Annotated in this window: 19 protein-coding genes; 16 read left to right on the forward strand and 3 right to left on the reverse strand. The window is 55.8% G+C overall.

Annotation, left to right across the window (positions count from 1 at the left end; genetic code table 11):
- Nucleotides 1-76: 76 nt before the first annotated feature.
- The 9 genes from NYE92_RS10650 (at nucleotide 77) to NYE92_RS10690 (ending at nucleotide 7,675) form a co-directional block, all read left to right on the forward strand.
- Complete coding sequence (locus NYE92_RS10650; protein ID WP_064352973.1) at nucleotides 77-673, forward strand: DUF2857 domain-containing protein; 597 nt, start codon at nucleotides 77-79, stop codon at nucleotides 671-673.
- Complete coding sequence (locus NYE92_RS10655; protein WP_064352974.1) at nucleotides 673-903, forward strand: hypothetical protein; 231 nt, start codon at nucleotides 673-675, stop codon at nucleotides 901-903. The genes NYE92_RS10650 and NYE92_RS10655 overlap by 1 nt, the downstream gene beginning before the upstream one ends.
- Nucleotides 904-980: 77 nt before the next feature.
- Entirely contained in the window at nucleotides 981-2,225 is a 1,245-nt protein-coding gene (locus tag NYE92_RS10660) for an STY4528 family pathogenicity island replication protein (protein WP_259018937.1), read from the forward strand.
- Between the two features lie 359 nt (nucleotides 2,226-2,584).
- Entirely contained in the window at nucleotides 2,585-3,310 is a 726-nt protein-coding gene (locus tag NYE92_RS10665) for a PFL_4669 family integrating conjugative element protein (RefSeq protein WP_210500958.1), read from the forward strand.
- 11 nt (nucleotides 3,311-3,321) lie between these two features.
- The gene (locus NYE92_RS10670; protein ID WP_259018938.1) at nucleotides 3,322-5,340 is read left to right on the forward strand and encodes a DNA topoisomerase III; all 2,019 of its coding nucleotides are present in this window, start codon (nucleotides 3,322-3,324) and stop codon (nucleotides 5,338-5,340) included.
- 631 nt (nucleotides 5,341-5,971) lie between these two features.
- Nucleotides 5,972-6,481, forward strand: coding sequence for an STY4534 family ICE replication protein (locus tag NYE92_RS10675; protein WP_259018939.1), 510 nt, complete (start codon nucleotides 5,972-5,974; stop codon nucleotides 6,479-6,481).
- A 74-nt stretch (nucleotides 6,482-6,555) separates the two neighbouring features.
- A complete protein-coding gene (locus tag NYE92_RS10680) occupies nucleotides 6,556-7,110 on the forward strand; it encodes a single-stranded DNA-binding protein (RefSeq protein WP_259018940.1) in 555 nt (184 codons plus the stop codon).
- A gap of 90 nt (nucleotides 7,111-7,200) precedes the next feature.
- Nucleotides 7,201-7,443, forward strand: a complete 243-nt coding sequence (locus NYE92_RS10685) for a DUF4160 domain-containing protein (protein WP_019105607.1) — start codon at nucleotides 7,201-7,203, stop codon at nucleotides 7,441-7,443.
- Complete coding sequence (locus tag NYE92_RS10690; protein WP_259018941.1) at nucleotides 7,427-7,675, forward strand: DUF2442 domain-containing protein; 249 nt, start codon at nucleotides 7,427-7,429, stop codon at nucleotides 7,673-7,675. The genes NYE92_RS10685 and NYE92_RS10690 overlap by 17 nt, the downstream gene beginning before the upstream one ends.
- 305 nt (nucleotides 7,676-7,980) lie before the next feature.
- Here the strand turns inward: NYE92_RS10690 and iraP are convergent, their stop codons facing one another.
- Both iraP and NYE92_RS10700 read right to left on the reverse strand, forming a co-directional pair.
- Entirely contained in the window at nucleotides 7,981-8,325 is a 345-nt protein-coding gene (gene iraP / locus NYE92_RS10695) for an anti-adapter protein IraP (RefSeq protein ID WP_109706773.1), read from the reverse strand.
- 177 nt (nucleotides 8,326-8,502) lie between these two features.
- Nucleotides 8,503-8,997, reverse strand: a complete 495-nt coding sequence (locus tag NYE92_RS10700; RefSeq protein WP_259018942.1) for a MarR family winged helix-turn-helix transcriptional regulator — start codon at nucleotides 8,995-8,997, stop codon at nucleotides 8,503-8,505.
- Nucleotides 8,998-9,248: 251 nt separating this feature from the next.
- Here NYE92_RS10700 and NYE92_RS10705 point away from each other — a divergent pair, with 251 nt between their 5' ends.
- Both NYE92_RS10705 and NYE92_RS10710 read left to right on the forward strand, forming a co-directional pair.
- Nucleotides 9,249-10,793: a methyl-accepting chemotaxis protein gene (locus NYE92_RS10705; RefSeq protein WP_259018943.1), complete on the forward strand. Its 1,545-nt coding sequence runs from the start codon at nucleotides 9,249-9,251 to the stop codon at nucleotides 10,791-10,793.
- Nucleotides 10,794-10,828: 35 nt separating this feature from the next.
- On the forward strand, nucleotides 10,829-11,134 hold the full coding sequence (locus NYE92_RS10710; protein ID WP_194762123.1) for a hypothetical protein: 306 nt from the start codon (nucleotides 10,829-10,831) through the stop codon (nucleotides 11,132-11,134).
- 376 nt (nucleotides 11,135-11,510) lie between these two features.
- Here the strand turns inward: NYE92_RS10710 and NYE92_RS10715 are convergent, their stop codons facing one another.
- Nucleotides 11,511-11,786 (reverse strand): hypothetical protein, encoded by a 276-nt coding sequence (locus NYE92_RS10715; protein ID WP_259018944.1) that lies wholly within the window; start codon nucleotides 11,784-11,786, stop codon nucleotides 11,511-11,513.
- A gap of 557 nt (nucleotides 11,787-12,343) precedes the next feature.
- Between NYE92_RS10715 and NYE92_RS10720 the strand changes: the two genes are divergently transcribed.
- From NYE92_RS10720 to pilP, 5 genes are read left to right on the forward strand one after another with little or no spacing between them, the layout of a single operon-like run.
- Entirely contained in the window at nucleotides 12,344-13,639 is a 1,296-nt protein-coding gene (locus tag NYE92_RS10720; RefSeq protein WP_259018945.1) for a TcpQ domain-containing protein, read from the forward strand.
- A 1-nt stretch (nucleotide 13,640) separates the two neighbouring features.
- The gene (gene pilM, locus NYE92_RS10725; RefSeq protein ID WP_259018946.1) at nucleotides 13,641-14,084 is read left to right on the forward strand and encodes a type IV pilus biogenesis protein PilM; all 444 of its coding nucleotides are present in this window, start codon (nucleotides 13,641-13,643) and stop codon (nucleotides 14,082-14,084) included.
- A 10-nt stretch (nucleotides 14,085-14,094) separates the two neighbouring features.
- Nucleotides 14,095-15,768 carry a PilN family type IVB pilus formation outer membrane protein gene (locus NYE92_RS10730; RefSeq protein ID WP_259018947.1) on the forward strand — a complete coding sequence of 558 codons (1,674 nt, stop codon included), beginning with the start codon at nucleotides 14,095-14,097 and terminating at the stop codon, nucleotides 15,766-15,768.
- A 2-nt stretch (nucleotides 15,769-15,770) separates the two neighbouring features.
- The gene (pilO2, locus tag NYE92_RS10735) at nucleotides 15,771-17,060 is read left to right on the forward strand and encodes a type 4b pilus protein PilO2 (protein WP_259018948.1); all 1,290 of its coding nucleotides are present in this window, start codon (nucleotides 15,771-15,773) and stop codon (nucleotides 17,058-17,060) included.
- Nucleotides 17,047-17,550 carry a type IV pilus biogenesis protein PilP gene (gene pilP, locus NYE92_RS10740; RefSeq protein ID WP_015701186.1) on the forward strand — a complete coding sequence of 168 codons (504 nt, stop codon included), beginning with the start codon at nucleotides 17,047-17,049 and terminating at the stop codon, nucleotides 17,548-17,550. Before pilO2 ends, pilP begins: the two co-directional genes overlap by 14 nt.
- Nucleotides 17,551-17,557: the final 7 nt, after the last annotated feature.

A 17,557-nucleotide genomic window follows, 5' to 3' on the forward strand; every position in this document is an offset into this window, starting at 1 on the left:
TACTGGGGGCCTGTCTGTCAGGCTGGATTTTTGATGCAATACGGCTGACCAGCCAGATCTGCACGGGAGGTGGTCTGTGAACCAGCAAAACCTTTCCGGCGCAACAGCCAGTATTCTTAGCTCACTGCTGATGGACATCAAATGCGGGAATATCCGCCGCTGCGAATCGCTGGGCCTGTCAGTTGAGGAAATTCGCGTGCTCAGCGGCCTCAGCCTCGACGAATTGCACTATATAGGTCAGTCGAAGGTGTCCGTCCTGGACGTCAAATTAAACCACGAGAACTTCTGGCTGATACTCAACCAGGCCCGCAACGAGCAGGCCCGTATGCTGATGATCGACCGCGCCCTTGAGCTGGGCGGCTCTATGGAGCTGATGGACAAATACTTTGGCATGTCACCTTCTGACGTGAGCAGCCGTCGCCGTCTGATGGGCATTGAGAGCCGACAGGGCAGGACGCAGTCTCTGACCGAGGAGCAGGATGCGCTTCTCTGGAACGAGTGGAAAAACACCGGTCTTGAGTCGCCGGACTCGCACAAGGCGCTGGAGGCGATGATGCTCGCGGCTGAGCTTCACAGCCTGTCGCTGACCGCCGTATGGACGAAGGTCTGCCAGTGGTGCCGGGAGGCATCAAAACGGGTTTCCTCAATCCCAGCGCTGCGTAAGGAGGCCTGATGCAGTTAAGCGATTTCACCCGGCGTCAGCAGGTTTCGCCAGCAGTGCGCCGCCGGGCTCAGCAGCTGTTCCTTGCGCTCTGCAGCGGTAAAAAGGTGTTCCGGCGGCTCGCCCTCAACGGCTACCTTAAAATTGATGTCGGCCCCTACTGGCGAATGCTCAGCAAGGACGGTGGCCGGCAGTGGTGGCTGATGGACCATGAGACATATAACCGTGAAATTCGCCGGTAACGGACGACCAGCGAAGACCAGACAGTGCCGGGTTATCCCGGCACTGTGCTGTCTCAGGTAAAAAAGGGGAACAAAAAATGAACATACCCGCCGACAGCATTGTGGCGCACACGCTGTCACGCATGGAAAAAAGCCTTGAGCGCAGGGCAGTGAATGGCGACTCCAGCCAGGAACGGAGCGGTCTGCTGTTTATGGGCAACGTCCACGATGCGTTTCCCCGTCGGCTGTTTCTCGACACGCGCCTGTCGCCGCTCGATAAAACCGCCTGGGTGATGATACGCCTTTATGCCCAGCAGAATGACGGGGCGGTGTTTCCGACCTATGACGAACTGCAGGCACAGCTTGCCTCAGCACATTCGGACAAAGCCTCGCGTGAAACCGTGAGCCGCACGCTGCTGATGCTGCGGCTCACGGGCTGGATAAGCCTGTGTAAAAAGGTGCGCGACGAGGGCGGCCGGGTACGTGGCAACATCTATGCTCAGCACGATGAGCCGCTGGGCTACCGTGATGCGGAGAGCTTCGACCCGGGCTGGCTGACGCTGGTTGAGCAGAGCTGCCAGAGTAAGAACAAGTCCGTGCGCATGACGGCGCTGGCCATCGTTAACGACATTCTGCAGGACAGCGGCATGCGCCACCGCCACAGCCGCCTTGCGCTGATTGAAAGTCGCCTCAATGCTCCGTCAACGCCGCTGGCCATGATGCGTAAAAACGGCGCGGAACAACCGGGTTCGAAAAACGAACTCAGTCAGAAAACTGCTGAAAAATCTCCTGAAATACTGAGTTCGGAATCCGAACTCAGTCATGCGCAGGCTCGAAAATCACTGAGTACGGAATCCGAACTAAGTAATAAATCAGTCACTTACAACAGAGTTCGAAATTCGAACCGTAACGTACGTTCTTTCACACAGAGTGTGATTAAAGAAACGTACGTTGCTGACCAGCCGGTTTTGCCCGAGAGTTTTCTGGCCATGCTGAGCAACGAAGACCGCCAGATGGTCAGCGAGCAGTTTTGTGCGCTGCCGGTGCCGGTGGCTGACGCCCTGAGCGGCCTGCTGCAGGAGCAACTGAGCAAAGGCCGCCTGGCGAACCCTGCCGGCTGGATGTTCACCATGCTGAAACGTTCCAGACAGGGCGAATTCCGGCCGTCTGAAGCTCCTGCGACGCATTCTGCGCAGGGCTCTGCAAAGCCTGTAAACAGTGCTGCAGGCAGGTCTTCGCCAAAATCAGAGTCAAAACATACGGCTCCCGTCCTGCCTGAAAACCGTGCGACCGCTGAACAGGTCAGCGCTGCGATCGCCGCTATCAGACGACAGTTCAGCTAACTGAGTTGTTTATGTTGGTCAAATATTCTGCGATTTATAAAAGTCGATGTCAGGAAGCGGAGTGGCGGTCAAATAACAACCAGTGTTGCGGGGCGCAACAGCGGTCAAATAATAACCAGTGTTGCGGGGCGCAACAGCGGTCAAATATTAACCATTGTTGCGGAGCGCAACAGCGGTCAAATAGCAAACAGAGATGCGGAGCGCAACAGTGTCTAAATATAATCAGCTCAGCTGGTGCTTTGAGGTCTTGAGATTTACTGATAATAATTAGCGGATTGGAATTATGAGTTTCAGGCTGTTGTAAAACCTGATAATTCAGGACTATGTCGCCTCATCTTAACTGACGGCAGGTGACAACAATGGCTGATAAAACGGACAAGCGGACGGGCGCATTGCAGTCCGAAATGACGATAGCGCTTCATACTAATTATGCAATTGGACTCTGGCAGGGACGCAAACCTGAAAAGAATGAGACTGATAAGCCCGGGCGACACGGGATCATCGGTATGCCTCAGTTTTTCCAGAGAGCAGGCCAGATAAATCAGGATTCGCTCAGGAATAACCCCTGGGCAGATCAGGCGATGTACCAGCTTGAAGAAAAAATAAGGTCTGCTTCTGAAGCCATGACTTCTCTGCTGGAACAGATTGATAAAGACATGAGCATGCTGCCTAAAGGTGTGTCGGTCAGCGACGTGGAATCAGCTGAGCCACTCGACATTAATGTCTTTACCCGAACCCCTCTGGGTTATCGCTGTGTATTCCTGCTCATGGGATTCGATCAGTTTGCCAAAAAGGTTTTGCAGGCATCTCATTACGGTCTTATAACACGTTCTAAAAGAGATCAGTATCTGAGCGAAGGTGGTCGTCTTCTACGACAGATTTACGGTACGGTACTTTCATACCGTCATGTTGACGCCACTCGTATCGATGCCGCTGAAGATAATGAAACCTGGCGAAAAGCCTGCGAAGCAGCTGGTGAACCCGACCGGGCCGTTCTGCTCGGTGACAAACGCTCGGCGTTCTCCCCGCCAGTTAATGAAGCCAGCGTGAACCTTCTGCGCCTGCGTTATAAAGCCGGTCAGTAGCGGGGCCGGTGATGCGGTTATTTTTGTGCGAAAAGCCTTCTCAGGGGCGTGACCTTGCCGCCGTACTGGGCGCGACCCGGCGTGGTGAGGGCTTTCTGACGGGTAATGGCGTGACAGTCACCTGGGCGGTCGGTCATCTGCTGGAGACCGCGCCCCCGGAGGTCTATGGCCAGCAGTACGGTAAGCCCTGGTCGCTGTCTGTGCTGCCTATTCTTCCTTCAAGATGGCAGGTTGTCGTTAAAAAGGACACGCAGGATCAGTTTAAGGTCATTGAGAAACTGCTCAGGCAGGCAGATGAGGTGGTCATTGCGACCGACGCCGATCGCGAAGGTGAAGTCATCGCCCGCGAACTGCTGGACTACTGCGGCTGGGAGGGGAGGATTCTGCGCCTGTGGTTCTCGGCACTGGACGAGCTCAGCGTCCGGGCTGCTCTGAGCGACCTGCGTCCGGGACAGGCTTCGGTCGGGATGTACCATGCCGGGCTGGGACGCTCACGCGCGGACTGGCTGGTCGGCATGAACCTGTCCCGGCTGTATACCCTCCGGGCAGCCGAAGCAGGTTTTGAGGGTGTGGTCTCAGTCGGGCGTGTACAGACGCCCACGCTGGCACTGGTTGTTCGGCGCGACCGCGAAATTGCTGCCTTTGTACCGAAGCCCTTCTGGCAGGTTAAGGCTGTGCTCAGTGCTTCAGGTGTCAGTTTTCAGGCATCGTGGGTCCCGGCCGCCGTCTATACGGATGAGGAACAGCGCTGTATTCACCAGAATATTGCACAGCAGGTGGCGCAGCTCTGCCGTCAGGCGGGTGTTGCCACGGTGACGGAGTACGAAACTAAACGCGAGAAAGAGGCCGCCCCGCTGGTCTTTTCACTGGGAACGCTGCAGCGGGCCTGTGGCAAGATGTGGAATATGTCGCCACAGCAGGTGCTGGACACCGCCCAGAGCCTGTATGAAACGCACAAGGCCACGACCTATCCCCGCACAGACTGCGGCTGGCTGCCTGAGTCGATGCGGGAAGAAATCCCGGCCGTGTTTGATGCCATGGCGCGGACTGACCCCTCACCTGAGTTCGCATCCCTGCTTTCACAACTGGACAGAGGGTTTGTTTCCCGCATCTGGAACGATAAAAAAATCACGGCGCACCATGGCATTATCCCCACGCGCAACGCCGTTCAGCTGTCCGGCCTGACTGAGACAGAGCGCCAGGTCTACCTGCTTATCCGTCGCAACTACCTGGCCCAGTTTCTGCCGCTGTGCGAGTCGGATGCGACGCGCATTTCCTTTGATATTGGTGGCCAGCTGTTCCGCACGACCGGCCGCACCGAAGTCCTGAAGGGCTGGAAAGTGCTGTTTACAAAGGACGAGGAGAATAAGAACGCTGCAGATGATGAAAACGCAGGTGCCCTGCCACCACTCAGCAAAGGTGCACAGTGCGGCGTTACCGGCTCAGAGGTTAAGCAGCTGATGACCCAGCCGCCTGCGCACTACAGTTTTGACACGCTGATTGGTGCCATGATGAACGCCGCTGCGTATGTCACGGACCTTCAGCTGCGTAAAATCCTCAAAGAAAACGCCGGGCTCGGCACTGAAGCAACACGGGCCGGCATCATCGAGCAGCTGCTGAGCCGCCGATTCATCATACTCAAAGGCAGTAAACTTCTGGCAACAGACCTGGGTGCGGACGTCATCGATGCACTGCCAGCGCAGCTGACCGACCCGGGTATGACTGCACTCTGGGAGCAGGCGCTGGATGAAGTGGCTGCCGGCCGTCTGAACCTGAACGACTTTCTGCAGCGTCAGACAGCCTGGACCGCGACGTTAGTCAGCCAGGGAATGCAGCAGCGTATCAGTATCCGGGTACCTCCTTCGCCTCCGTGCCCGCTCTGTGGCAGCAAAACCGCTCTGCGCAGAAGCCCTAAGGGGGAGTTTCGCAGCTGTACGCGCTACCCGGAATGCAAAGGGATCATCAGTCTGGATAAGGCAAAACGTAAAAGCCCGGCCCGTGCTAAGTCGACAAAAACAAAAAAGAATTAACCCGTCTTATCCGATTGCGGGCGGGTAGCGCCTTTGTTATTGTGACGCCGGCTCTGAAGCCGCACCCCGTGACTGCGGGCTCCGTCAGCATCTAATGCATGTGTTGCCGGAGTACAGTCTGACCGCCCATGCCCACACCTGAGCGTGAGACGGTAAGGCACGAAAACTCCATGAAACCCGTGCCGGGCGCTGAACGCGCCAGCGGAGCAACTGCGTCAGGCAGGTTAACAAAAGGTCGATGGTGCAGACCCCAATGGCGGTGCCGAGAGGTGCCGCTTTTTATTATCCGCGCACTGATGAATTTTTATACGCGGCCAGATTGACAAGCGCCGCGTGTACGTGAAAGATAAAGAGGCTAAACGTTGTCCTTCCGACAACTGCCAATGTTCCGGTGATTTGAGAGGAACGCCTTCGGGTAATCACATGCCAATGCCATCACAACCTGAGAGATGGCGCTTTCGGGCGGTTCAAACCTGTTTAACCTTTGCAAACAGGTGCCTTTTAAGGTCAAGGTCCACTTCACTAATACAGCCTGTCGGCAATTAATTGCTGACCCCCTGCGGGAAACTCTCTCCCGCACGGGACTGATGTTTCTCCGCTCCCTGTTTCGTTTTACTCCGGAGATAACATCATGACTGTAACTGCAAACACCCCTGCTTCAAACAACACTGCCTCTGCTGGTTCAGCCACTACCGGCAACAGCCAGAAAGAGTATTTCAACCTGAACGTCAGTGGTATCGGCTACCTCAGTTCGATTCGTCGACTGCAGGGCTCTAATGGTGAGTTTACCTGTGCCGTCATCAATGCCCTGACGGGTCCGACTGACAATGCTTCCTATACCCGCTTCGACATTACCGTTGCAGGTAAAGAGCAGACATCCCTCATCAACCGCTGTCAGAAAGCCGTTGATGAAGAGGAAAAAGTCCTTATTGGGTTTGTACTCAGCGGCCTGAAAGCCGACGTGTTTACCCTGCAAAGCGGTGAGCATGCCGGTGAATCCCGCCCCTCACTGAAGGCCCGCCTGATAAAGGTTGAGTTCATCAAAAAGGGACAGGTCGTTGTTTACAAGGCTCCTAACGCTTCCCAGACGCCAGAAACCGGTCCAGCCGCTCAAAAGGCTTACGATCCGGAATCTTTCTAAGCGTCACGGACACACCGCCGGAACACATCCCGGCGGGTGTGTTCCTCTCACCCCATTTCTAAGAGGAATTCATTATGTCCGCACGCGGCGTCAACAAAGTTATCCTGGTCGGTAATCTCGGTCAGGACCCCGAAGTTCGTTACATGCCAAACGGTACTGCAGTGACCAGCCTTTCTCTGGCCACTTCCGAAACCTGGCGTGACAAACAGACCGGTGAAAACCGGGAAAAAACCGAATGGCATCGTGTCGTAATGTTTGGAAAGCTGGCTGAAATTGCCGGTGAATACCTGCGTAAGGGTTCACAGGTCTATATCGAAGGCAAACTCAGAACACGGGAATGGCAGGATAGCGAAGGTACTAAACGCTATACGACCGAAATCGTGGTTGATGTAAACGGAACGATGCAGATGCTGGGCGGGGCTAAAAACAGCACCAACACCAGTGGAAACAATAAGCCGTCAGGCCAGCAGGGTACATGGGGCCAGCCACAACAGCCTCAGCCTTCTCAGGCACAACAGACGGCTCCGAGTAATCCGGCGAACGAGCCGCCAATGGACTTTGACGATGACATACCGTTCCTCGGACACGGCTATGGCGTATGTCGTAAGGCCATCTACGCAATTTCGTAAAGGATTCATTAAGTTATACCCTCAGGAGCGCCAGTTTGACTGGCGCTTTTTTATTCACCATAATCGAGCCATGCACAGGGTAAAACGTTTATGCCCGTTATACTCAGAGTACGCGGATTCAAATTTTTCTTTTATTCAAACGAAGGAAACCCCCTCGAACCTGCTCATATTCATGTTCGCAGTGCAGAGGGTGAAGCTAAATTCTGGACGCAGGGTGAAGTCCGGCTGAGCACTAATGATGGATTTGATTCCAGAACGCTCAGAGAGTTAACAAAGCTGGTTAAAGATAACCAGACGCTTTTTGTGGAGGCCTGGAATGACTATTTCAGCTAAAACGGTAAAGTTCGACGAAAGCACCATGTGGGTTGAGCTGAGCGATGGCAGAACGATGGGAGTGCCACTTGTGTGGTTTCCAAAACTTCTCAACGCCTCAGATCGCGACAGAAACGACTTTGAGCTGAGCAAACGTGGCATTCACTGGGATGTGCTCAATGAGGATATATCAGTGGATGGCCTGCTGGCGGGCCGAGGTGACGTAACTCATCCCCCTCACCATGTTGCATAATAATTCATAAACCAGAACGCCAGCTGATGCTGGCGTTTTAATTTAAGTCTTAAAACACAAATTCTTTTAAGTTAGTTTAATGGCAGTCAGAGATAAATTACCCAGGCTATACCCTCTGCAATAAAACCATCCCGATGGCAGTAAAGTCTTTATGAATATAGGGGGAAGTTTTATTTAGTATGACACTCCGACTAAGGCCTGTGAATATCAGCCGTTCTGAAAAGCATATTTTCACCCGAACCTCCGCTTTTCCGCTGGAGCTCAACATTTGCTTTGTGAGCAATCAGACCAGCGGACAGGCATGCTTAATCAACAGGTTTAAATGCACGGTTAAGCTGAGCAATACCTTGATGATTAATTTCTTCATCTGCTTCATCAACAGCCCTCGAAATGGTCAGCAGACTCTGAAATTCACTGAGCAGGAGCGCGGCATCAGACTTCAGCAGGTCATCACATTCGGCAGAGTCAATAACCGTATTAATCGCCTTATTAGCGCTTTCAATCATTTCGGTCACGCCACCTTCTTTACTGACAGCCAGAACAAGCGCGCCGATGAGAAGAGACTGCGCCTCAACGCGGGCTGTTAACTGCTTCATACCTGCATCGATGTGCGATATTTTAGCCAGCATGCTGAGTACAACGTTTTTCATTATATACTCCTTAAAGTGAAGATTAGCTTTTTAAAATGAGCTGTTCAGCACTCTGCTATTCAGGCGAGACCGCCATGTTCAGTCCGCAATGACCAGTACAATCAAGCTGAACGCGTCAGTTGAGTCTTTTTAACGGAAACCCGACTGCCTCGATGCGCAGGAAACGGACACAGAACATCAGGCTTTATGATTCCCCTGTGAGGGCAAAGCCTGAACGATTTTCTCCTGAACATGCCTTATACCGTCACGCAGGCTGGCGAGCGTTTCAAACGGAATGCCCATTTCACAAATCATCGCAGCAGGCACCCCGGCGGCCCTGCTTTCCAGCTCACGGCCTGCTCCGGTCAGGCGGATAATCACCCTGCGTTCATCATGAAGGGTGTCGCGCATACGGCTGATGAAGCCTGCCTGCTCAAGGCGCTTCAGCAGATTGCTGAGTGTGCCGGAGTCCAGTTGAACGCTCTGCCCCACCTCGGAAACCGTGATCCCGTCCTTTCCCCACAATGCCAGAAGTACCAGATACTGCGGATAGGTCAGTCCCAATGGCTTCAGGTGCGGCTGGTAAAGCTTTGTCATGGCCAGTGAAGTGGAATAAAGCGCAAAACAGAGAAACTGCTCCAGATTATGGGGCTGAGTGGTGTTACTTTCACTTTCGCCACTAGGGTTTGTCATGCCGGTGCTCCTGATGAGGTTGAAGTCCGGCAGGCGTCTGGTGAACCATATTGTGCGACAGGCGCAGTGAGCCGGAAATAAAAAGGATATCACGGACAGATACGGATGCCTTAAACCGCCGCCAGAGTGCCCCGGCAGCAATAATACTGACATCAATTAAGTTGTGTTAAATATATTTTGTAAAGCCTGTGGAGTCTACCCCTGCTGCAGCCGATAGAACCTGACAGTGACAATCACACCCAGGGAAAATAATGAAGGTTTCAACACGTCTTACTACAGGCTTTGGTTTACTTGTTCTGCTTCTGGTTATCTGTACCGGGACTGCCCTGCACGCGCTGACCGAGGCGCAGCGCGGCATGAATGATGCGATAAACAATAAAATGAAACGGTTTGCGATTGTTCTGGATATGCGGGGTGATATCCGCGACATGGCGATTGCCGTCCGCAACCTGGCGCTGCTGACCGATGAGAAAGACTCCAGGCCTGAATGGGAGCGTATGACGACTCAGCGCCAGAAGTACATCGCGGAACGTGAGAGGCTCGTAGACAGCATGACCAGCAATGTCAGTGAGCAGGGCAAAAACGCGCTGGCTGAAATACTCGCGGCAGAAGGTGATGCTATGCAGACGCTGATGACGGCCGGCAAAATGGGGCTGGAGAACCGTCAGCAGGAAGCGACCGCTTACCTGCTGAAGACTGCGAGACCTGCACAGCGCAGGTTACTGAATGCGCTAAACAAGTTGACCGAGATTCAGAGGGCGCAGACGGTAAATACGGTCAGTGAAACCAGTGAGACCGTTTCCCGGACCCGTGCGCTACTGGTTATTCTGACACTGCTGTCTGTACTGACCGCCGTGGCGGGTTGCCTGATTGTCAGCCGCAGCCTGATGCGACAGTTGGGCGGTGAGCCGGTTCAGGCTCAGGCGCTGGCCGCTGCCATCGCTGCCGGCGACCTGACAGGACCGGTTACGCTGCGCCGTAACGACACAACCAGTCTGCTGGCTTCACTGGATGGTATGCAGGCGAACCTTCGCGGCCTGGTGTCGCAGATTAAAGATTCGTCCGCCTCCGTGGCACTGGCCGCAGATGAAATTTCACAGGGCAACACAGAGCTGTCCTCACGCACTGAACAACAGGCCGCCGCGCTGCAGGAAACGGCTGCCAGCATGGAGCAGCTCTCAGCCACAGTGAAAAGTAACGCGGCCGGCGCCCGGCAGACGGCAGATTCGGCCCGCGAGACCGCGCAGCTGGCCCGCGACGGTGAAACCGATGTGAAGCGCATGTCGGACACCATGCATGATATCTCAGTGAGTGCAGCGAAGGTACGCGACATCACCTCCGTGATTGAAAGCATCGCGTTCCAGACCAATATTCTGGCCCTGAACGCCGCCGTCGAAGCGGCGCGTGCGGGTGAAGACGGACGCGGCTTTGCCGTGGTTGCCGGCGAGGTCAGGACGCTCGCGCAGCGCAGCGCCACGGCCGCGAAAGACATTAAAACCCTGATAGAGCAGGCCGTCACGCAGGTGGAGAGCGGCGTCACGGTGGCCTCGTCAACCGGGCAGAGCATCCTGAAAATTGTCGGTATGGTGGGCGAGCTGGCCGAATCCATGGACGAACTGTCGCTGGCGTCCTCGGAGCAGATGCAGGGTATCTCACAGGTCAGCATTGCCGTGAGCCAGATGGATGGCGTCACTCAGAACAACGCGGCGCTGGTCGAGGAGTCGTCTTCCGCCTCTCAGTCCCTTTCAGAGCAGGCCCACGTCCTGCGCAACATGGTGGAGACATTTAAGGTATGAGTCATGACCCAGGAAATGGACAGGAAGCAGTGCAGGTGTATAAGACACTTAGCGCCATGAAGGAGCGGGTGGACTTCATGGTAAATCAGCTGACCCGGGGGAATTACCTCACGTCGTCAACATTTGCCAACAACCTGCTTCACCTGAGCCGGGCCTTTGAGCCGATACATGCCCGAATGGCGGTGCCGGGCGTTATGGAGCTACTCCTCCGGGAAGACGTCCTGCTTGCTGCTGACCTCATTGCCACGGGGCGCGCAATTGCGATGATGAATAATTTTCTCGTCTGCGTCACTGGTCAGGGTGGGGACGGACTGCCAGGCAAAACTACAGTAATACTTTAAGCATTCCAGCCTTCCCTATTCAGACGGCACAGGCTTTAACGCCAGAAACGTCCCGACAGGCACTGCCGGGACGTTTCGCTCAGGGTGCTATACTTTAAGGACATTCGCTTTACGGAGGCTTCATGGGTTCCAGAGTGGATACCAGGGAAAAGGCATTTGAACTGACGGGTATCGTTACCTCGCAACTGCTCAGCATAAAAGACGGCGTAATGAGAGAAGACATTATTTCCGCGCTGAACCGCCTCAGTCAGGAAACCAGTGACTGGGCGGTGCGGGCAGGCTGCGTAAAGGCCGTTAAGATGATGAGAAGCAGGAGGAACTGACTCATCCTGAAGCACCACCTGCAGTATGTTTATGAGCGAAGGGTCGATCGTTATCAGTGGCAGATGAACGGCCCTGACATTCCTCTACCATGAGCAGTTTTTCCTCGGGCCGCGTTATCTTGCCCGTCTCCTGCACTTTGTAAAAATCCTCCGGTCTGCCTGATTGCATCCTTTATGGCCTTCCGACGCGCTTCGCTGGTTTCAGTCTTAAGCATCCTCTTTAACTGAGCCGACAGCGTTTCTGTACTGACTTCAGCGTCATCATCAAGCAGTGATAACAGGGCTTCTCCAATGACAATGTTAACGTTCTCTTCTTCAACTTTGAACATATTAACCTTCCTTTTTCCTGGCTGAAAAAGTCCATTTAGGCGGACAAGTGGCATTGCTGTGGAGCGGTATCTCTTTTGTTTGAATTTTAATCTACACCCCAATTCCCGAAAGTTATAATTAAAAATGGCCCTGAACGTATCCAGAAATGCTGTTGAGTCGCTAAGACTCAAGGGTGATGGCATTGCACTCAGAAAGATGCTGTTTGGCCGTAATACATAAATCAGCCTTTACTCCCCAGTTAATAACACTGTCCTGCCATGAAATTTGCATTTATGACATTACGTAGCAGGCCGCAGGGGTTTATCAGTAAACGGTGAAAACCGGATGTACAAAAAACTGCCTTTAGGCGCCTGGCTCTCCTTTTACATTGTCCAGAGCGATCTTTGCGGAGAACGCCCTCAGCCTGTTTATTATCACAAAGGTATGAAAGAGCAAGCGGCTACTCTCCCTTCCGGAAATTTTTTGTTCAGTTCACGATCAGAGTTTTGAATTGTCCGGTGTTACGCTGCAGCCAGAATAGCAGTCCTGATTAAGACTATTCCTGGGGTGTAACCTGATGGCAGTACCTTCCGGACAGACCGCTAAACGTGCCGGCATCATTGCCTGCACGGTGATGCTGGCAGGCTGTGTGAATACAGCCGCGACAGACACCGCGTCGGTGTATTCCCGCAGCCGCACACCGGCCCGGTTTGATGATATCTACCGCAACCGCTCGCCTGAGGTGGTGCGTTACGATCGCTATACCCTGGTCAGCACCCGCCCAGCCGATGCGCAGCTGGACCCGCTGAACCAGGTGGTCGATATCACTATGCCGGCGCAGCTGGTCAGCACGGTCGGAGAAGGATTCCGCTATCTGCTGCTGGAGTCAGGCTATTCACTGTGTTCAGCAACGAGAGCTGCGTTTTCTGAACTTTTAAGCCGTCCGCTGCCCGCCGTTCAGCGCACCATCGGCCCGCTGAAGCTCAGTGAAGCGCTTCAGGTAGTTGCGGGTCCCGCCTGGCGTCTGAAGGTGGACGAAGTTAACCGTGAAGTCTGCTTCGAACTGCGCGACCAGTACCGCAGCTTTTCCGCGCCGGCTGCCAGCCTTGCTGCCATTCGCCCTGCGGTCAGCGCCCCGGTCACCAGGCCATACGCAGCTCCGGTTGTGCAGACTAAAGCCGTATCAGTACAGACGCCTGCATCCGGGCTTGCCAGAAACCCTTTCACCGGCGATGTGGTCACGCCCTCAGGGCTCAAACCGCAGAGCCTCAGCGTTCCCTCGCCGGTACTGCAGCAGAGTCAGTCGTCAGTAACCTCAGGCAATTTACCGGCCTCTTCACAGAAGCCGGCCTCTTTAGCTTCAGCGGGAACCGCAGCTGCTGCGCACACCACGGCGAAGCAGAATAATGTAGTCATTACGCCAACAGCCGTCAAAACCAAAACAGTCCCCCTGACTACAGTGAATGCCGCTGCGAAAGCGTCTGCAGTCGTGCATCAGCAGCCGTCCACGGCTGTCACACCGGCACCCGCTGCGGACAGCCGCATCATACCGACTTATTCAATGGGTACGCCGGTAACGCCGCCAGCCACGGGTCAGACCTGGCGGGCTGAGCCGGGCACCACCCTCAAAGAATCGCTCACCGCCTGGGCGGCAAAAGCGCCCTGCGCCAATGGCGGCAACTGGGTCCTTATCTGGCCCGTTGCACTTGACTACCGCATCGATGCCCCCCTGGTGTTTCACGGCAATTTCGAGTCGGTTCTGATGCAGGTGTTCGATTTGTATCGCCACGCTGAAAAGCCGCTGTTTGCCGAAGCCAACCGCATTCAGTGCCTGGTGTCCGTCAGCGACACCCCCACGCCCGGAGGGCGCTGACATGGGGTTTGCCCTGCCGGTTATCGCGCTGGCCATGTTCTTCTGGCTGATGGCCAGTGACGCCCAGCGCCGTAATTCAGACGTTGTCACGCAGTCAGTGACCGTGGCCGCGCCCTCGCGGCTTGCCACCGACATGCTGCGAACGGCAGATGCGGTGAACGACTGGCGGCATGGCCGCTCTGTGGGTGACGGACCCGTTTCGCCAGCAGCGACCGGCATGATGCCGCCCCCTGATGAGCGGATTCAGAGTGTCATCCAGAACGGCAGGCTGTGGGTCTGGGTCTCGGATACGCCGGGGGTTTATGCCGCGCTCCGTAATCAGTCGACATCCTCTGCGCTGGCGCTGACCGTTTCCGGGGGCCGGCTGCGCATGTACGACGGCACAGACATGAATCTTTCCCTTCCGTCCGGCGTGACGGAGGGGAGCATTGTTTACCTTAACTGAGGAGCAGCGGATGTCGCGCACCCCACTAAAACTGACGCTGCTGGCCATGACCGTGCTGCTTTCTGCGTGCTCGGTCAGAGACGTGGCCACCATTGAAAAAGACAACAATACGCAGGGCTACACGGCACAGCGGATACTGCAAAGTCGCCTGGATATGTCGCAGCCGGCTGTCGTGTGGGCGGACAAGCCCTGGGTTAACCTGAAACCCATTCAGTCAGCTGTTTCAGCGCCGGACGACGTCAGAATGCCGCCCTGTCCGGTGTTTTTTAACAGCCCCGAAGGTTTGACGCTGCCGCAGATAGCCAGCCGCATTAATGCCCTCTGTGGATTCCGGGTTTACATCTCGCCGGAGGTGTCCGCTGCGCTGCTGCAGTCCGCCGGTGGCAGCGTCGTCACGTCGCAGATGAGCGGCCGCCTCCCAGCACCTGACGACAACGGTCGGGTGCCGCTGGCACAGATGGGGATGCCGGCGCAGCCCGCTGTCATGTCGGCATCTGAACCCGTCCTGTTCCAGGGAACGCGGTTTCAGGGCGATGCGCAGGAAGCCCTGAACATTGCCGCCAGTACGCTGGGCCTCTCCGTTCGCCGCACAACGGGGCGTGTGGATTTCTTTATTCAGGACACGCGCACCTTTCAGCTCGCCATCCTCAATACCAAAGTCGACAGCTCCGCGTCCATCACCTCCGGGGCGGGTGCTCAGTTGGGCAACCAGAGCGGAACAGGCGGCACCAAAGGCGACGTCAGTTCGAATCAGAAAACCAACTACGGCATGAACAGTGACCTGTATAACGATATCCGTAAAACGGTCGAGCAGATACTCACGCCAAAAAGCGGCCGCTACTGGCTGTCTGACGCCACCGGCACGCTCAGCGTGACCGACACGCCTGACGTACTGGACAGGGTCGGCCGGTATATCGATTACCAGAATAAAGTACTGAAACGTCAGGTACAGCTGACACTGCAGATAGTTCGCGTTACCCAGACCAAAAACGTCGACCGGGGTCTGGATTGGGGCCTGATTGCCAAAACGGTGTCAGGGCTGGGTGCGAGCGTCGGCAGCACCTTTACCGGCGGCCCGGCCAATGCGGGGAGTTTTGGCCTGTCCATTCTGAACAGTGCAACCGGCGGGGCTGAGAAGTTTTCCGGCTCACAACTCATGCTCAGGGCGCTTGAGCAGCAGGGTACGGTCACGATGGCGCTGAACCAGACTGACCCGACAGCCAACCTGACGCCAATAGCCTACCAGCTGTCCAACAATACCGGGATGCTCAACAGCTCCAGCTCCACGGCGGTGGCCAACGTAGGGGTGACATCCAGCCAGACCGTTACCAGTATTACCACCGGCCTGTTCATTACCATGCTGCCTTTTGTGCAGGAAAATGGCGATATCCAGCTGCAGTTTGCCTTCAGTTACACCACGCCGCCGGACATTAAAAGCTTTATAAGCAAAGACGGAAATACCCGTAACGACGTGGCTAACACCGCGACCGAAGGCCTTGCCCGCAAGGTCAACCTGCGCGCGGGGCAGACGCTGGTGCTCACCGGCTCAGAACAGCAGAACGCCTCCTCCAACAAGCAGGGGACGTTTACGCCTGAGAACTTCCTTCTGGGCGGCGGTCAGAGCGGCGCAAAGAGTCGCTCAACGCTCGTCATCATGGTTACACCGGTTTTACTGGGGCAATAACGATGAAAATATCTAAAAAAGCGTCACGTCTGCTCAGCTCCGGCGTAACGGTCAGGGACAGAAAAAACCGCCGCGAGTGGGTGGCCGGCATGGAGTGGGAGGAGGCACAGTCCGGTATTCAGTGGCTCCGCCACGGCACCCGGGCAGCGGACACGCACTACCGGATTCAGGGGGCCCGTCCGCATGCTCTGGTGGGGAATGTTTCCCCGGGCCGGACCCGCAGCGGCCTGTATTCACTGGCTCTGGCCTTTCAGCTCAAAGAAAGCGGCAATGCCTGGGGCATATACCGGCTGAGCCGTGAGCATGACAGTTGGGTGTTTCTTGCCATAAGCAACGGGCACCTCTCGGTCATGGGCGACTTCACCGGCACCCGGGCTGATGCAGAGTCCGCCGCCAGAAATTTCCTGCATTTTAACGATTCCGAATCGGGTGAATTCCGCTGTGTTGCAGCAGCTGATGAGGATACTGATGTTCTGTCTGTTACCTCAGACCTCACAGGCGCTCAGCTCAAACGCTGCCGTCTCCGCCGTCGCCTGAGCCCCTCGGAAGTCGCACTCCCTTCACTGGTGCTGATGGTGTTGCTGTATGCCGGCTGGTATGCCAGAGACACCCTCAGCGAACGGGCGAGACTGGCCGCCGATGAAGCCGCGTTCCGCGCAAGGATGGCCATGACGCCGGCAAAACCTGTACTGCCTGCCTCAGCGCCGCATCCCTGGGCGCATCAGCTGCCGGTGCCTGTGATGCTCAGCTTCTGCTGGCTGACGCGTGAACCGCTGTACGCCTCTGTTGCCGGCTGGCGTGTTTCAGATGCGGAATGCATTCCGAAGGGCATCCGCCTGCGCTACACCGCCACGCCGGGTGCCACGGTGAGTGATTTTGCCAGACGCGTCAAAGAGCTGTTTGGCCTTGATGCAGTCTTCAACCTTCAGGAGGGAGGCAAAAACGGGGATGTGTTTATCCCTGCCCGGGTTAACACGGGGATGTTTGAAGATGAAAAGCTGCCCGGTACTGATGCGCTTCTGATGCGCTTTATATCTCATCTGCAGCGGCGAAACATTGATGTGAAGTTTGATGAAGTTAAGCCGCCTGTTCTCGCCCCCGGGCAGGAAATGAAAACAGCACCGCAGGACTGGCGGGAATTCACCTTCATCATCAACTCCCGCCTGCAACCCGAGCTGCTGTTTCAGGGGCTGGATGCGACGGGGATTCGACTGACGAGCGTGGCCATCACCATGAACGAGCAGGCGAAGTTCAATTACACCATTAAGGGGAGCGTTTATGCGCAGAAATAGCCCTGCAGTTATCGGTCTGCTGCTGTCATGGACGCTGATGCATCACGCTCAGGCAGCAGACAGCGGCGCTCTTCCGCCCAACGTCACCCTGGGCGAGCTGGAATCTGCTCAGGCGCAAAACCTGCTGCTTGAGCAGAGGGTACAGACGGCGCGACTGCAGCAGCAGTTGCGGGAGAGTCAGACGCCCGTCGCGTCTGCGCCAGCGTTGTCAGCCGTCGTTCCGCCGCTCTCCTCTTACCCGCAGGCCGGGCAGATGCCGCCATCATCTGCACAGGTGAAAGAGAGCAGCTCAGCAGCTCCTAAGTCTGCCGGCATCAGGCTGGTCGAGATTTACGGTAAGCCCGGCCAGCTCCGTGCCCGCCTGCTGTTGCCGAGCGGCGGTATCGCCGAGGTGGTGAAAGGTGACCAGATCCCCGGCACGGCAAAGCGCGTGACGGCCGTGACCGAAACGCTCGTGCGTCTCAGCGACGACACCGAACTTTCATTCTGAGGTGACC

Origin of the sequence: Pantoea sp. B566 (assembly GCF_024793925.1) — a bacterium.
Classification (GTDB): Bacteria; Pseudomonadota; Gammaproteobacteria; order Enterobacterales; family Enterobacteriaceae; genus Pantoea; species Pantoea ananatis.

What these genes read in the sequence shown, in the direction of transcription:
- iraP (WP_109706773.1), bottom strand. Translation starts at nt 8,325, where the DNA reads ATGAAAAACGTTGTACTCAGCATGCTGGCTAAAATATCGCACATCGAT.
- pilP (WP_015701186.1), top strand. Translation starts at nt 17,047, where the DNA reads ATGCGCAGAAATAGCCCTGCAGTTATCGGTCTGCTGCTGTCATGGACG.
- NYE92_RS10700 (WP_259018942.1), bottom strand. Translation starts at nt 8,997, where the DNA reads ATGACAAACCCTAGTGGCGAAAGTGAAAGTAACACCACTCAGCCCCAT.
- NYE92_RS10690 (WP_259018941.1), top strand. Translation starts at nt 7,427, where the DNA reads ATGACTATTTCAGCTAAAACGGTAAAGTTCGACGAAAGCACCATGTGG.
- NYE92_RS10655 (WP_064352974.1), top strand. Translation starts at nt 673, where the DNA reads ATGCAGTTAAGCGATTTCACCCGGCGTCAGCAGGTTTCGCCAGCAGTG.
- NYE92_RS10730 (WP_259018947.1), top strand. Translation starts at nt 14,095, where the DNA reads ATGTCGCGCACCCCACTAAAACTGACGCTGCTGGCCATGACCGTGCTG.
- NYE92_RS10680 (WP_259018940.1), top strand. Translation starts at nt 6,556, where the DNA reads ATGTCCGCACGCGGCGTCAACAAAGTTATCCTGGTCGGTAATCTCGGT.
- NYE92_RS10660 (WP_259018937.1), top strand. Translation starts at nt 981, where the DNA reads ATGAACATACCCGCCGACAGCATTGTGGCGCACACGCTGTCACGCATG.
- NYE92_RS10715 (WP_259018944.1), bottom strand. Translation starts at nt 11,786, where the DNA reads ATGTTCAAAGTTGAAGAAGAGAACGTTAACATTGTCATTGGAGAAGCC.
- pilM (WP_259018946.1), top strand. Translation starts at nt 13,641, where the DNA reads ATGGGGTTTGCCCTGCCGGTTATCGCGCTGGCCATGTTCTTCTGGCTG.
- NYE92_RS10675 (WP_259018939.1), top strand. Translation starts at nt 5,972, where the DNA reads ATGACTGTAACTGCAAACACCCCTGCTTCAAACAACACTGCCTCTGCT.
- NYE92_RS10670 (WP_259018938.1), top strand. Translation starts at nt 3,322, where the DNA reads ATGCGGTTATTTTTGTGCGAAAAGCCTTCTCAGGGGCGTGACCTTGCC.
- pilO2 (WP_259018948.1), top strand. Translation starts at nt 15,771, where the DNA reads ATGAAAATATCTAAAAAAGCGTCACGTCTGCTCAGCTCCGGCGTAACG.
- NYE92_RS10720 (WP_259018945.1), top strand. Translation starts at nt 12,344, where the DNA reads ATGGCAGTACCTTCCGGACAGACCGCTAAACGTGCCGGCATCATTGCC.
- NYE92_RS10665 (WP_210500958.1), top strand. Translation starts at nt 2,585, where the DNA reads ATGGCTGATAAAACGGACAAGCGGACGGGCGCATTGCAGTCCGAAATG.
- NYE92_RS10705 (WP_259018943.1), top strand. Translation starts at nt 9,249, where the DNA reads ATGAAGGTTTCAACACGTCTTACTACAGGCTTTGGTTTACTTGTTCTG.
- NYE92_RS10685 (WP_019105607.1), top strand. Translation starts at nt 7,201, where the DNA reads ATGCCCGTTATACTCAGAGTACGCGGATTCAAATTTTTCTTTTATTCA.